The organism is Rhodococcus sp. NPDC127593 (assembly GCF_042671975.1).
Classification (GTDB): domain Bacteria; phylum Actinomycetota; class Actinomycetes; order Mycobacteriales; family Mycobacteriaceae; genus Rhodococcus_F.
In genome coordinates, this window is the sequence record NZ_JBHXWI010000034.1 from 61,586 (window position 1) to 75,590 (window position 14,005).

General features: G+C 65.2%; 14 protein-coding genes. 10 read left to right on the forward strand and 4 right to left on the reverse strand.

Features of this window, described 5'->3' with window-relative positions:
• Positions 1-14 precede the first annotated feature (14 nt).
• The 4 genes from ACFVJ3_RS29000 to ACFVJ3_RS29015 are packed head-to-tail and all read right to left on the reverse strand — an operon-like array spanning position 15 to position 3,757.
• A complete protein-coding gene (locus ACFVJ3_RS29000; RefSeq protein ID WP_378455337.1) occupies positions 15-1,055 on the reverse strand; it encodes an NAD-dependent epimerase/dehydratase family protein in 1,041 nt (346 codons plus the stop codon).
• 1 nt (position 1,056) lies between these two features.
• Positions 1,057-1,707, reverse strand: coding sequence for a PIG-L deacetylase family protein (locus tag ACFVJ3_RS29005; protein ID WP_378455338.1), 651 nt, complete (start codon positions 1,705-1,707; stop codon positions 1,057-1,059).
• Positions 1,707-2,501 (reverse strand): glucose-1-phosphate cytidylyltransferase, encoded by a 795-nt coding sequence (locus ACFVJ3_RS29010; RefSeq protein WP_005238822.1) that lies wholly within the window; start codon positions 2,499-2,501, stop codon positions 1,707-1,709. Before ACFVJ3_RS29010 ends, ACFVJ3_RS29005 begins: the two co-directional genes overlap by 1 nt.
• Entirely contained in the window at positions 2,498-3,757 is a 1,260-nt protein-coding gene (locus ACFVJ3_RS29015; protein ID WP_378455339.1) for a methyltransferase domain-containing protein, read from the reverse strand. The genes ACFVJ3_RS29010 and ACFVJ3_RS29015 overlap by 4 nt, the downstream gene beginning before the upstream one ends.
• A gap of 349 nt (positions 3,758-4,106) precedes the next feature.
• On the opposite strand from ACFVJ3_RS29015, the gene ACFVJ3_RS29020 reads away from it, so the two are divergent.
• The 10 genes from ACFVJ3_RS29020 (at position 4,107) to ACFVJ3_RS29065 (ending at position 13,980) form a co-directional block, all read left to right on the forward strand.
• The gene (locus ACFVJ3_RS29020) at positions 4,107-4,559 is read left to right on the forward strand and encodes a GyrI-like domain-containing protein (protein ID WP_105413235.1); all 453 of its coding nucleotides are present in this window, start codon (positions 4,107-4,109) and stop codon (positions 4,557-4,559) included.
• 8 nt (positions 4,560-4,567) lie between these two features.
• Positions 4,568-4,993, forward strand: coding sequence for a hypothetical protein (locus ACFVJ3_RS29025; protein WP_378455340.1), 426 nt, complete (start codon positions 4,568-4,570; stop codon positions 4,991-4,993).
• A gap of 192 nt (positions 4,994-5,185) precedes the next feature.
• Entirely contained in the window at positions 5,186-5,962 is a 777-nt protein-coding gene (locus ACFVJ3_RS29030; RefSeq protein ID WP_378455341.1) for a hypothetical protein, read from the forward strand.
• A complete protein-coding gene (locus ACFVJ3_RS29035) occupies positions 5,959-8,088 on the forward strand; it encodes an Rv1355c family protein (RefSeq protein WP_378455342.1) in 2,130 nt (709 codons plus the stop codon). Before ACFVJ3_RS29030 ends, ACFVJ3_RS29035 begins: the two co-directional genes overlap by 4 nt.
• A 14-nt stretch (positions 8,089-8,102) precedes the next feature.
• Positions 8,103-9,947: a putative bifunctional diguanylate cyclase/phosphodiesterase gene (locus ACFVJ3_RS29040; protein WP_378455343.1), complete on the forward strand. Its 1,845-nt coding sequence runs from the start codon at positions 8,103-8,105 to the stop codon at positions 9,945-9,947.
• Positions 9,948-10,189: 242 nt separating this feature from the next.
• Entirely contained in the window at positions 10,190-10,627 is a 438-nt protein-coding gene (gene acpS, locus ACFVJ3_RS29045; RefSeq protein ID WP_378455344.1) for a holo-ACP synthase, read from the forward strand.
• A complete protein-coding gene (locus ACFVJ3_RS29050; protein WP_378455345.1) occupies positions 10,624-10,866 on the forward strand; it encodes an acyl carrier protein in 243 nt (80 codons plus the stop codon). Before acpS ends, ACFVJ3_RS29050 begins: the two co-directional genes overlap by 4 nt.
• Positions 10,863-12,071 (forward strand): acyl-CoA dehydrogenase family protein, encoded by a 1,209-nt coding sequence (locus tag ACFVJ3_RS29055; protein ID WP_378455346.1) that lies wholly within the window; start codon positions 10,863-10,865, stop codon positions 12,069-12,071. Before ACFVJ3_RS29050 ends, ACFVJ3_RS29055 begins: the two co-directional genes overlap by 4 nt.
• A complete protein-coding gene (locus ACFVJ3_RS29060) occupies positions 12,068-13,018 on the forward strand; it encodes an amino acid--[acyl-carrier-protein] ligase (RefSeq protein WP_378455347.1) in 951 nt (316 codons plus the stop codon). Before ACFVJ3_RS29055 ends, ACFVJ3_RS29060 begins: the two co-directional genes overlap by 4 nt.
• On the forward strand, positions 13,015-13,980 hold the full coding sequence (locus ACFVJ3_RS29065; protein WP_378455348.1) for a DUF1839 family protein: 966 nt from the start codon (positions 13,015-13,017) through the stop codon (positions 13,978-13,980). The genes ACFVJ3_RS29060 and ACFVJ3_RS29065 overlap by 4 nt, the downstream gene beginning before the upstream one ends.
• The last annotated feature ends 25 nt before the right edge of the window (positions 13,981-14,005 follow it).

Here is a 14,005-nt window from a genome sequence, read left to right on the forward strand (position 1 = left end):
CCTGACAGTTCCTGTCATTCATGGCCTGCTCCAACTCGCTGGAACCGCAGGGACTCATCGAGTACACCGGCGCGCTCGAGTTGCTGAAGATGGGCGAGTCGGGTGAAGCGCTGCGTGAAGAGCACGTCCGTGAGGCCCCAGCGGGTACACCGGTCGTACAATTCGGCCGCTCCGTCGACGATGCTCCATCGCGGCACGAAATCCTCGAATGCCGTGCGGATGGCAGAGAAGTCGACGCGGTAGGACCGCGGGTCCGAGCCTGTTTCTCCCGTAATGAGGACCTGTGAGTCGGGGACCGCCGCGGCGGCGGCCTCGGCGATTTGTGCCACAGTCACATTGTTGGTCTCGGTACCGACGTTGTAGGCGACGCAGTGGATCCGATCGACCGGCGCGGTGAGTGCACACGCGAACGCGGTGGCGATGTCTTGGGCATGTACCAGCGGACGCCATGGCGTGCCGTCCGACAAGACTCGCACTGTGCCCGTCAGCATCGCGGTGCCGACCAGGTTGTTGAGGACGATGTCGGCACGCAGCCGGGGGGAGAATCCGAAGGCGGTCGCGTTGCGCAGGAAAACCGGTGAGAACCCGGAGTCGGCGAGTGCGGCTACGTCTTCCTCGACGAGCACCTTGCTCTCGGCGTATGGCGTGAGCGGACGCAGTGGTGCGGACTCCGTCACCAACTCGTTACCGGCCGAACCGTATACGGAGCATGTCGAGGCATACAGAAATCGCCGGACACCGGCTTGCTTCGCCAGGCGAGCCAGCCGGACGGACGCGCGATGATTGATTTCATACGTGATGTCCGGTGCGAGAGACCCCAGAGGGTCGTTCGACAGCGCAGCGAGGTGAATCACGGCATCGAAGCCGCCCAGATGCTGCTCAGTCACGTCCCGCAGGTCAATATCGAAAGAGGGAGGGTCGACGGGTGCAGGACCGAGTACGCATCCGGCGAAGAGCCCGGAATCGAGACCCACGACGTCGTGCCCACGCGTTTGCAATACCGGAACCATGACCGAACCCAGGTATCCCTGGTGGCCGGTAAGGAGCACTCGCATGTCAGGTCCTTCCGAATCGGATGGTCGCCTTTTCGAGGACGAACGCCTCCGCGTGCGGTTGTCTGCTCTGCACACCCCTCAGCCGCGACAGCCCGAGAAAGGAGTCTTCGTCGAACCAGTCGTGGGTGGTTTGGGAGGGGTAGTGCTTCAGCAGTATCCGCGCCTTTTCCGTCGCAACAGCGCGGGTGAGCGGGTGGTAGATCGACGGCCGAGGTGTGTCGTTCTCCCACTTGAGGATCTCGTACCCCAGGATCAGGTGGTCACGGAATACCGTCGGAACCAGCTCCGCCAGCATTCGGTGATCCTGGTGTGCGTCGGCTCGTTGCGGAGCGAACACCACGTCAGGATGGCAATCGCGCCCGAAGGCCTCGACTGCCTTCTTGATCGGCTCCCAATATGCCGGTGCGTACCCGTCCGGAACGTCGAGAACCGTGAGCTCGAGGTCTGCGGCGGGACACAATGCCGCCAACGCATGACGCTCCTCTATCTCGCGTCGGGCGTCGGCGCCTGCCAGCACGAGCGCCCGGACGCGAAGACCGGGAGTGCTGGCAGCAAGTGTGAGAAGGGTACCTCCGAGCCCGATCGCAACGTCGTCACAGTGCGCACCGAGCACCGCCACTTCGCGGAGCCCCGGTGTGTTGAGGCTGATCATCACGCGCTGTGTGCGGGCTGCGACGGCTCCCACACCATCCACGGATGGATGCCTTGCGAGTAGTTCGAATCGAGTTCGGCGCGTTCCTTGAAAGTGTCCGCCGGCTTCCAGAACCCCTCATGGCGGTACCCGAACAAACGGCCTTCACCGGCAAGACGTTCACACACATCGGCCACGAGATCGCCGCCAGGGGGAAGGAGATCGAAGATCTCCCGACTGAGGACGAAGTATCCGCCGTTCTCCCAGATGGGCAGCCGGCTGACTGGGATGATCTCCTTGACCTCGCCGTTCTCGGCCACGTTGACGCAGTGGAACGACGACTGCGGCGTGACGACGAGCATGGATGCGGCCGCGCCCGACTCGTGGAACTTTGTGATGACATCGTCGAGGGGGGCGTCGGTGAGCACGTCTGCATAGTTCGCGAGAAAGTACTCGTCTTCGCCGAGGTGCTGTCGAACGCGTCGCAGACGCTCGCCGATCGCAGACTCCAGACCGGTATCGACGAACGTGATCGACCAGTCGCTGATGTCGGAATTCAGCAGCTCGATCTTGCTCGCACGCAAAACGAAGTCGTTGGATTCCGCTTCGCGGTAGTCGAGGAAGTAGTCTTTGATTGCCTCCGCCCCGTACCCGAGGCAGAGAATGAACTCTGTATGGCCGAAATGAGCGTAGTAGTGCATTACATGCCATAGCAGCGGACGTGGTCCGACCATCTGCATAGGTTTCGGGATCACGTCGTTGTGGTCGTTGCGCATGCGTAGGCCGTATCCGCCGCAGAACAGGACAACTTTCATGTCGTGAGCCTCCTTGCCACGCTGTCGGGTTGGAATGTCGCTCTGTGCAGGGAGGGGAGTGGATACACGAGCTCTCCGCCCCACTCGCTGATGTAGCGCAGTTGTTCGGTCAGCTCCGCCTCGAGATTCCAGGGCAGGGCGAGGACGACGTCCGGCCGATCTTTCTCGATCTGTCGGGGATCGAGAATCGGGATCCGGGTGCCCGGCGTGTACCGGCCGTGCTTGTACGGATTGCGGTCGACCGTGTATTCGAGTAGATCGGGGCGAATTCCGCAGTAGTTCAACAGGGTGTTTCCCTTGCCCGGAGCGCCGTAGCCGACGACGGTCCTGTTCTGGGCCCGGCAGTCGAGAAGGAACCCGAGCAATTCTTGTCGAGCAACTCGCGCCTGTATTTCGAGTCGGGTGTATCCGTCGACATTGTGCAGTCCGGCGTCGTCCTCCTGTTTCAACACCTCGGTAACGCGCGGGGTGGGCACTGCGCCGGCGGTGTCGGGACGTGCCCAGATCCGGATCGAGCCGCCGTGTGTCTCCAGAAGTTCCACATCGACGACCGAGAGGCCCGCCGTGGCAAGCGCACGCATGGCCGAGAGGAGTGTGTAGTACTGAAAGTGCTCGTGATAGACCGTGTCGAATTGCGCGTGGACGATCAGATTGAGGGCGTGGTGCACCTCGATACTCAGCCGGCCGTCGTCGGCGACGAGGGTACGCAGCGCGCGAGTGAACCCGCGGAGGTCGGGGATGTGCGCATACACGTTGTTCGCGACCACGAGGTCGGCCGGACCGTGCTCGGCGCGGACGTCGGCGGCGAGTTCCTCGTCGAGAAATGCCGTGAGAGTGGGAACACCTCGTTCACGTGCGGCCGCGCCGACGTTGTGCGACGGTTCGATTCCGACGCAGCGGATCCCGGCGTCGACCGCGTGCTGCAGCAGATAACCGTCATTACTCGCCACCTCGACGATCAACGATCTCGCGTCGAGGCCGAGTCGCGACACGGAGGAGCGGACGAACTGCCGTGCGTGCTCCACCCATGAATCCGAGTAGGAGGAGTAGTAGGCATAGTCGGTGAAGGTGTCCTCCGGAGAAATCAGGGCCGGAACCTGAAGCAGGAGGCATTCCTCGCAGATGCGCAGGTGCAGCGGATAGTTCGTCTCGGGGGCGTCCAGACCCTGCTCGGTCAAGAAGAGCTCGCACGGCGGCGTCGCCCCCAGATCCAGGACGCTTCGCAAGCGATCGGAATCGCACAGTCGGCAGCGCACGGGCAGTCTCCCCTCGTCACCGAGATCTGGAGGTCGCTCTGTGTGTTAGTTGCGTCACACCCAAGGTCTCGATCCGTCCAATAAACCACACTCGAGGTCGTCTTGCAAGGGTCAAAACCAACTTTGAGTATGTTAAATTCCCAAATAAAGGATCGCTGCCCTTTTATTGGACAACTCGTAAGGACTCGGTCAAATGGGTGAATCCTTAGACGTGGAGGTTTTCGCGACTAAGGACGCAGACCGCGGATACCGGACGAGGTATGGTGATATCTCGTCCCCCAAATTAAAGGCGGGCGAGCAACAATTGCCATTGAAAGCCCAATGTGCCGATGACATCGGAGGGTGCCCGATGCCGTTCGTCATAGTCGAACGCGAAGAGACACTGGTCGCCGGACTGGCCGTCCGCAGTCCGAAGAGGGCGCTGGGAAAAGCGCGCGACAAGGATCTCGAAAAGACGTGGTCCACCCTTCTCGCGCAGAACGTGGACAGGCCGTTGGCCTCTGCCTATGTCGACCATGCTCCCGAGATCAATTCGTATTACACGCAAATCGTGGGCTACGAGTGCTCTTCGATCGATCAGGTCGGACGCGGGCATCTGGTGTCGCGGATTCCTGCGGGAACGTATGCGAAGTTCTCCTCGGTCGGAACCTTCCCCGACCTCTTCGACGCGCTCTGGGGGCAGATTCGTGATGCGGAGGAATCGCAGCAGATTCAACGCTCCTACACCGGTGACTTCGAGTTCTACCCGCACGCCTTCGGGATCGATTTGTATGTGGCAATAGTGCCACCCGCCACGAGGTAGGGGCCACAATGAGTTTCGAGATCGTCAAGCGTGAGTCCGCCGACTTCGGTGGGCTTGTTCTGCCGCGCACGGAACTCAGTTCGTCGGCGCACTCGACCGACCTGATGAAGTTCACCCGTGAGCGCATCCAGCAACGAGGCACCGAGGAGCTGATCACCGTCTACGTTGCGGTCCCGGATCTGGGTTGGACCGCTGTGATCGGGTATCGGTGTATCGACCTCGGTCATCTCGAGATCGGTGACGTGCTGGTGCGCGTCCCGGCCGGCTTTTTTGCCAAATTCACACCTGACGGGCGGTCGTCCGACCCGATCGAAGACGTGTGGATTCAGGCCGAGCTGGCTGAGAAGGAAGGGCGCATCGAGCGCGCCTATGCGGAGGAGGTCGAGGTCTTCCGCGCACCGAGCAGCGTCGAGCTGTTCATTTCCCTCAACTAATTGCAGGTCGACAATTACCGACCTGAAGTTTGTTTTTGGGCCCATTTATGGCATCACAGGTGACAAATCTGGTGTAAACGCGGAAAATGGGTAGCCGCGGGGCTGTGACCGGGTTCGTGTGTCCAGTTCTTGGGGTCTTTACGTAACCCGTGAGTCCCCGGAATTGCCGCACCGACTCCGATGGGAAAGCCAATGCCAGTTGAACAGCTGTCGCGTCCGCAGATCGATACACGGTCGCCCGATACCATACTCGATCGAACTCTGAGTGTGTGGGATCCGCGGGCGGAGTGTCGCTTCGTCATCGCTCGGCCGTCCGACGAGCCGGCGCTCTGGGAAGAGTATCTCGAGGGAGCGGTCGCGGGCTATCGCAAGTACGGCGCCGAGAAGGCGCTCGAGTACCGCCGGATTCAGGCCGGCGACACCACCGCGCTGTTCTTCGTTGCCATCGATCCGAACGGTTCGGTCGCAGCCGGCGTCCGCGCCCAGGGTCCGTATCTTGTCGCTGATCAGGCCCATGCGATCACGGAATGGGGAACCGATCCCGGAGCTCCCGCCGTCCGCCGGATGATCGAGGACCGGCTGCCGTTCGGTGTCGTGGAGGCGAAGGGGGCGTGGGTGGCGGACACGGCCGCCCGGCGGGGTGAACTCGTCGGCGCACTGGGCCGTTTCGCCACCTACTCGATGGATCTGCTCGGCGTCCAGTTCATGCTCGCGACCGCCGCATCCCACGTCCTGGACACGTGGCGGACCACCGGTGGGGTGGTGGCCGACCACATTGCTCCGGTGCCCTATCCGGATGACCGCTACGAGACGCGGCTGATGTGGTGGGATCGGAGTAGGCGCAGGGGCCGCGCCGAATCCATGCAGCTGGCCCAGCTGTTACTCACGACGTCCCGACCGACGCCGTCGGCAGGCATCGCGACGGGGACGGGAGGAAACGTCGTCCGGTCGATGCGGAGCGTCTCGTGAACGAAACCCGCGGTGACTACACCGCCCTGCTGCTCGACGAGGACCACTCCGGGGACGCGGCGGTACTGGACCGTCTCCGCCGCGACCCCGCGGTGGTCTTCGTCGATCGGCTCGACCAACAGTTCGACAGCCTCCGTTCCCTCGTGCCCGCGCCGGAACCCGGCGTGTTGGACGAAGCTCCGGTGTGGGCGTACTACTCGTGGCGACGGACCGTGGTGCGTCTCCTCGGCCCCGCATCGTTCCGGCTGCTGCGGCTGGACCGGAATCGGACCAAGATCACCGCGCAGGAGCAGGAACGCCTCAGGGATGTGACCGTGGGGATCGTCGGTCTGAGCGTCGGTCACGCGGTCGCGGTGGCCCTCACGCTGGAAGGTGCGTGCGGCGGCCTGCGGCTCGCGGACTTCGACACCCTCGAACTGTCCAACCTGAACCGGGTTCCCGGCACCGTTCTGGACCTCGGCGTGAACAAAGCCGTGGTGGCCGCCCGCCGTATCGCGGAGATCGACCCCTACGTCACTGTGACGTTGTGGGAGGGCGGTCTCGACGTCGAGTCGGTGGCCGAATTCCTGGACGGCACCGACGTGGTGATCGACGAATGCGACTCCCTCGACGTCAAGGTGTCCCTGCGACGGGAGGCCAGGCGGAGGGGATTGCCGGTGCTGATGGCGACCAGTGACCGGGGTCTGCTGGACGTCGAGCGATTCGACCTCGAACCCGATCGACCCGTCTTTCACGGAGTGATCGGTGACGTCGACGTGGAGTCGCTGGCGGGGCTCGGCTCGCGGGACAAGATTCCGCTCGTACTTCGCATTCTCGACGCGGGACAGCTGTCGGCGACGATGGCGGCGTCGTTGGTGGAGGTGGACGAAACCATCTCCACGTGGCCTCAGCTCGGGGGCGAGGTGCTGCTCGGCGGCGCGGAGGTCGCGGCGGCGGTGCGGCGCATCGGGCTCGGACAGCCACTCGCGTCGGGTCGGTGCCGTATGGATCTGGATCAGCATCTCGATGCCCTCACCGATCCGCCGAGACCGCACGATCTGCCGGAGCGTGCACCGGATCGTGCGGCGGCCGCAGCGGTGCCGCACGACGCCGTCGACGCCGTCGTGCATGCCGCGTCCCGTGCGCCCTCCGGCGGCAACGTCCAGCCGTGGACGATCGCGGCGGACGACGCGGGGCTGACCATCTCCGTGGCCCCGGAGCACACGACGGCCATGGACGTCGGGTACCGCGGCAGTTGTGTCGCGGTCGGCGCCGCACTGCACAACGCCCGGATCGCCGCGTCCGCCGCCGGACTGCTCGGTGCCGTGACGGTCCACGACGGCGATCCGGGACTTCCCGTCGCCACGATGACGTTCGGCAGCGGGAACGACCGGGAACTCACCGACCGCTACGAGCACATGCTCGACCGGACCACCAACCGCAGGCCGGGCGTGCCCCGGCCGTTGGACGACACGCAGGCGGGACTTCTCGCGGAGGCGGCATCGCGCGAGGGCGCACGCCTCTGCCTGGTGACCGACCGGGACGGCATCGCGACGATCGGCGCGATTCTCGCGGAGTCGGACCGCATCCGATTCCTCACACCAACCCTGCACCGCGAGATGATCGGGGAGTTGCGGTGGCCGCCGCTGGATTCGGTCGAGACCGGCATCGACGTTCGCGCACTGGAACTCGATTCGGCGGAACTGTCGACCCTCGCGCTGCTGCGGAGACCCGACGTCATGGAACGACTCGGCGCACAGGACGCGGGACGCGCGCTGGGCAAGTCCACCGCGGACCGCGTCGCGTCGAGTTCGGCTGTCGCGGTCGTCGCGATTCCGGGCAGCACCCCTCGAGACTACGTGCGCGGAGGTGAGGCGACCGAGAGTGTGTGGATTCACGCCCAGGCGCTCGGGCTCGCCGTCCAGCCGATTTCACCGGTGTTTCTCTACGGTGTGGAAAGTGCGGAACTCGAACAACTCTCACCACGGTATGCGGCACCATTGGAGAGGCTGCGGGAGGAGCTGTTCGACGTCGTCGGAGCAAAGGCAGGTGAAGCGCTCGCCATGGTGTTACGGCTCAGCCATGCGCCGGGCCCGTCGGTTCGGAGCGAGCGCCTCGCCGACCGGGTTCGCAGGCGGATATCGTAAGGACAGGAGGGCCAGTGACCACCGAGAAGCAAACGGAAAAGCTCGAGACCCTGGTGACAACCGTGGCGTCCCGGCTCACGCCTGTCGATGCGGTCTCGTTCAAGCCCGTGGCCACCCGCGTGTTGCAGGATCTCGTGGAGCACTTCGAGGTCGACACCAGCTTCCTCCGGTTCACCGACCACGAGATCGCGGCGACGGTCCTGGTCGCGGAGTACCCGCTCCGCCCCTTTATCCCCGACCCCGACCCGCTCGGCGTCGTCTATTTCAAGGACGCCGACTCGACGTTCGCCCAGATCGAGCACCAGAAGGAAGTGGCCATCTTCCGGCCGGAGGTGTCCGGTCCGGATTACAACGAGCGGGTCCGCGAGGCGTCCGGAGTGCCGCAGGTGTCGCTCGCGGCCGTTCCGCTGTTGTCCGGTGACACGACGACGGGCACGCTCGGATTCATCAAGTTCGGCGACCGCGACTGGACGCCGCCGGAGGTCGACGTCCTCAAGGCGATCGCCGCCCTGCTCGCCCAGGTCCAGGCGCGCATCGTCGTCGAGGAGCAGTTGCGCTACTCGGCCGACCACGATTCCCTCACCGGACTCAGCAACCGGCGCGCGCTCTACCACCACCTGGACACTCGCCTCGCCGAGTCCGAACCCGGGCCGGTCGCGATCCTGTTCCTCGACCTGGACCGGTTGAAGCCTCTCAACGATTTTTTCGGTCACGGAGCCGGTGACGGGTTCATCTCGACTATCGCGGACCGGCTCAGATCGACCAGCGAGACCGACGACCTCGTCTCCAGGCTGGGCGGCGACGAATTCGTGCTCGTACTCGGCGGATCGGTGGGCCTGGAGGAGGCGGAGGTCCGGGCGCAGCACATCCGCGACGTGGTGACCGAACGAGTGCGTCTCGGCCGCGAGGTGGTCAGCCGCAGTGTCAGTATCGGCGTCGCGGTCGGAATTCCGGGCAAGGCCACCACCAGTTCGCTCCTCAGCCAGGCCGACCAGGCCGTCATGGTCGCGAAGACCAAGGGCGGTAACGCGATCAGCGTTTTCACGGACGAGATGCAGGAGGAGAGCGAGAAACGCAACATGATCGAGCTCAGCCTGCGTGCGGCCATCGCGGACGAGTCGCTGTTCCTCGAGTACCAGCCCGAGGTAGACCTGCGGACCGGCCGGATCATCGGGGTGGAGGCCCTGGTGCGGTGGAATCACCCGCTACTCGGGTTACTGCAGCCGGCGTCGTTCATCGACGTCGCCGAGGCGACGAATGTGGCGGGCGAGCTCGGGCGATGGGTCATCCGGAAGGCCTGCCGACAGTGGGCCGACTGGCGGTCGCAGGTTCCCGAACTGGACCTGGATCTTCGCGTCAACGTCTCGCCGGGGCAGTTGGCCGGACTGGATTTTCTCGACGTCGTCGCGAGCGCGCTGACGGAGTTCGACCTTCGGAAGGGCGCGCTGTGCCTGGAGATCACCGAGAACGCAGTGCTCAGTGATCTGACCTGGACGCGTGAAGCGCTCGAAGGACTGCACGCGATGGACGTGGAGGTCGCGATCGACGACTTCGGCACCGGGTTCAGCTCCCTGAGCCACCTCAAGGCGCTGCCGGTGGGGACGCTGAAGATCGACAAGGGTTTCGTGATGAACCTGGACACCAACCCCGAGGATCGGGCGATCGTGAAGTCCATCATCGGTCTCGCCGAATCGTTCGGCCTGGAATTGGTCGCGGAGGGCGTCGAGAACGTCGAGTCGGCCCGGCAACTCGTCGAGATGGGATGCCATCGGGCTCAGGGCTTCCTGTTCAGCCGCCCGGTCTCGGCGGAGAAGATCGGCAAGTTGCTGGTGGCCGGAGCCATTGAGGTCGGGCTGTAGCTCGCCTCCCTTGCACGGCGCGGCAGCGAGTTGTCAGAGGAAGCGCTCGCACCGGATTTGCTACTTCATCGCGTCGCAAAGACAACGTTACAGGCTCGGGGTATGTTTATACCCACACCGCAGTACCTCTTGTCTTGAAATGCCGTTGTGCGGTAACTTCTCGAAGGGTTTGCTGGAGAGTCGCTGAGGGTAGCTGTCGACGCGGCAAGGTGGGACTGTCGGAGACTGGAGCAGGGGGATCGATGTCTGGTGGTTCTGTCGGGTCGATACCCGAGTCCCGGATCGGGTGCGACGTGATGACGGTCGGGCACGTGAGAAATAGCGTCGAGCGATTCGGCGACCGTTATCTGACGAGAATCTTCACACCCCACGAACTGGAAACCTGCAAGGGACCTGCGCGGGCCCAACGGCTGGCCGCCCGGTTCGCGGCCAAGGAAGCCGTGGTCAAGGTGTTGCGACCCGGGGACGTTGCCTTGCCGTGGCAGTCCATCGAGATCCGGCGCGAGAGCTGGGGCGGATGCGGAGTGCACCTGTCCGGCAACGCGTCGGCCCTCGCCGAGCGGCAGGGGCTCGGCGGATTCCACGTCTCGATCTCGCACGAGGCCGACGTCGCGATCGCCATGGTCACCGCGTCCCGGCTCGGCACACCACCCCATCACCAAGGAGAACGCCACCCATGAGCGAGCAGGCCATCCGCAAGGTTCTCGGCGACCACGCCCGGTTGTCCATCGATGCCGCGAGCATCGCCGTCGGCGCCGATCTCTACGAACTGGGTTTGACGTCGCACGCGAGCGTCAATGTCATGCTGGCGCTGGAGGATTCGTTCGACATCGAATTCCCTGACGAGCTGCTGCGCAAGAGCACGTTCGCGAGTGTGGATTCCATTCGGGGCGCACTCGTCGAACTCGGAGTGGCATGAGCATCGCCCTCGCGAGCGACACCGGGATCGAGTCCGCGCAGTCGTGGGGACCGGCGGCGCGAGCCGAGAGGGTCGTGGCCGAGGTGGCCGCGCGCTGGGCCGTCGACGTCGATAGGGACGCGCGTTTTCCGCAGGAAGCGATCGACGCGCTCCGGGACCAGCGGTTGCTCTCGTGTGCCGTGCCCCCGGAACTGGGTGGCGAAGGCGCGACGCTTCGCGAACTGTGCACGATCGCCCGGACACTCGGGCGCCACTGCGCCGCGACGGCGATGGTGTTCGCGATGCACCAGACCCAGATCCTCTCGCTCGTACGACATCCGGGTGGCGACGGCGTCTCCGCCTTCCTGCGTGACGCGGTCGCCGGTCAGTATCTGCTGGCATCGGCGACGACGGAACTGGGCATCGGGGGCGACGTCCGGCGCAGCACGTGCGCGGTGGAGCAGTCCGGCGGGGTGGTGTCGCTGGTCAAGAACGCCCCCGTGATCTCCTACGGCGAGTACGCCGACGCGATACTCGCGACCGCGCGGCGTACCCCCGACAGCCCGCCGAGCGACCAGGTGCTCGTCATCTGCCGGCGTGCCGACGTGACGCTCGAGCGCACCGGTGAGTGGAACACGCTGGGATTGCGCGGAACCTGCAGTCCCGGTTTCGTGCTGCGTGCCACCACCACTCCCGATCTCGTCGTCGCCGATCCGTACGCGGAGATCTCGGCGGCGACGATGCTCCCGGTGTCGCACTCGGTGTGGTCGGCCGTGTGGCTCGGCATCGCCGACGCGGCGGTGGAGAAGGCGCGCCGGTACGTGCGAGCGGCTGCGCGAAAGCAGCCGGGCGTGGCCTCGCCCTCGGCGTCGCGTCTCGCCGAGGCGGCCGCTGTGCACCAGCAGTTCTCGGACGTCGTGTTCGCGGCGGCCCGCCGGTTCGACGACGCCGATGCGGCGCCCGCCGGTTCGCCGGAGGCCGAAGTCGCGGGCGGAGTGGGCTATTCGCTGGCGATGAACAACCTGAAGGTGACGGCGTCGACCCTGGTTGTCGACCTCGTCGGCAGGGCCCTGCTGATCTGCGGGATCGCCGGCTACCGGGAAGACACGGAGTACTCGCTCGGCCGGCACCTGCGCGATGCGCACGGAGCGGCCGTCATGGTCAACAACGATCGAATCATGGCCAACTCGGCGCAGATGGCCACGGCATACCGGGGGACGATATGAGCACGGATACAGCGGTGGAGCGGGAAGAGACGAGCGAGCTCGAGCGGGCCCGGCGTGCGTTCCGGACGGAACTGCTGGAGACCGGACTCCTGGTGGACACGTCCGTCGCAGGCCTCTACGGACGGTCGGGGTTGTTCGAGGATATCGTCGACGGTATCGACGCGGTCGTGCGGGCAGCAGGGCCGGGCGCGTCCGCGGCCCGATTCCGGTTTCCTCCGATGTTCCCGCGCACCAGTTTCGAGCGCACCGACTACATCGCGTCGTTCCCCGATCTGACCGGTGCGATCAACACGTTCACCGGCACCAATGCCGAACACGCCCAACTGCTGGCGGCGCGAGCCGACGGCGAGAGCTGGGACAAGTGGCTCGAACCGACGGACACGATGCTGGTGTCGGCGGCATGCCACCCCGCGTACCCGATGTTCACGGGTGTGCTGCCGGACGGCGGTGCGCTGCTGGACGTGTACGGCTACTGCTTCCGGCACGAGCCGGCGTTCGATCCCGCCCGCATGCAGGCGTTCCGGATGCACGAGTTCGTGCGGATCGGCACGGCGGACCAGGCCGCGACCCACCGTGATTCGTGGATCGAGCGCGGGCTCGAGGTGCTGTCCGACCTGCGGCTGGACGCCAAGCCGGTGGTCGCTAACGACCCGTTCTTCGGCAGGGTCGGACGCATGCTCGCCGCCAACCAGCGCGAGGAGAACCTCAAGACCGAGCTCACGGTGCGCCTGTACGGCGATCTCGACGAGGGGACCGCCGTCGTCTCGTGCAACTGCCATCAGGACCACTTCGGTGTCACGTTCGACATCGACACCGCGGACGGCGACGTCGCCCACAGTGCGTGCGTGGGATTCGGGATGGAACGCATCGCACTCGCGATGCTGCGGACTCACGGCATGGACCCGTCGCGCTGGCCGAGTGCGGTGAAATCCCGGATGTCGCTGTGACATCCCGGCTGATCGACATCTCGCCGGACGGGTACGAACCGCATTCCATCCACTCCGACGAGCGGACCTGGACCGAGACCAACTGCTACCTCGACCTGTGGGTGGAGGTACTCCACTCGCTCGGGCTCGATCCGGTGCCCGCCGCCGCGTGCGCATTCGGAGCCCGGTTCGACGGATCGCAGTGGACGTTTCTGAAGTTCAAGCCGGAGGACCTGTTCGCGCTGTACGGGATCGACGTGGGGGAGATGAACGTCTGGCGCCGCGTCCTCGACCACGTCGAGGACAATCTCGCGGCGGGAATGCTGTCGACCGTCGAGGTGGATGGGCACTGGCTCCCGGACACGGTGGGCACCGGTTACCGCGAGAGTCACACCAAGACGACGATCGTCGCGAACTACATCGACCGGGAGGCCGGTGTGCTCGAGTATTTCCACAACAGCGGGTATCACCGGCTGTCCGGTGACGACTTTCGCGGGTTGTTCGGGCTCGATGTCTCCGGATCGGCGACCTTCACCCCCTACGTGGAGCAGGTCAGGTTCGACGGGGATCAGGGGTACCGGCCGGCGCGCTTCGAGGCGGTACTGCGCCATCATCTCGCCACGCGACCGGACGGAAATCCGGTGCGCGACCTCGGTGAGCGGGTAGTCGCCGACGTGCCCTGGATCCGCGGCGCGGGCATCGACACGTTCCACCTGTGGACGTTCGGGGTGTTACGGCAGTGCGGTGCCACCGCGGAACTGGCCGCCGACGTGTGCGAGTACCTCGAGCACAACGGGTTCGCGGGGGCGGCGGCGTTCGCGCCGGGCTTCCGGGCGGTAGCCCAGGGCGCGAAGAGCGTGCAGTTCCAGATGGCCCGGGCCGCTCGCGGACGCAATGTCGACCCGTCGGCGCAACTCGACTGCATGGCCGAGGCGTGGGAACGGTCGGTGGAAGGCGTGGCGCGAGTGGTCGGACGCGCGTAGTGGATCTTCTCGCCGACGCTCGGTG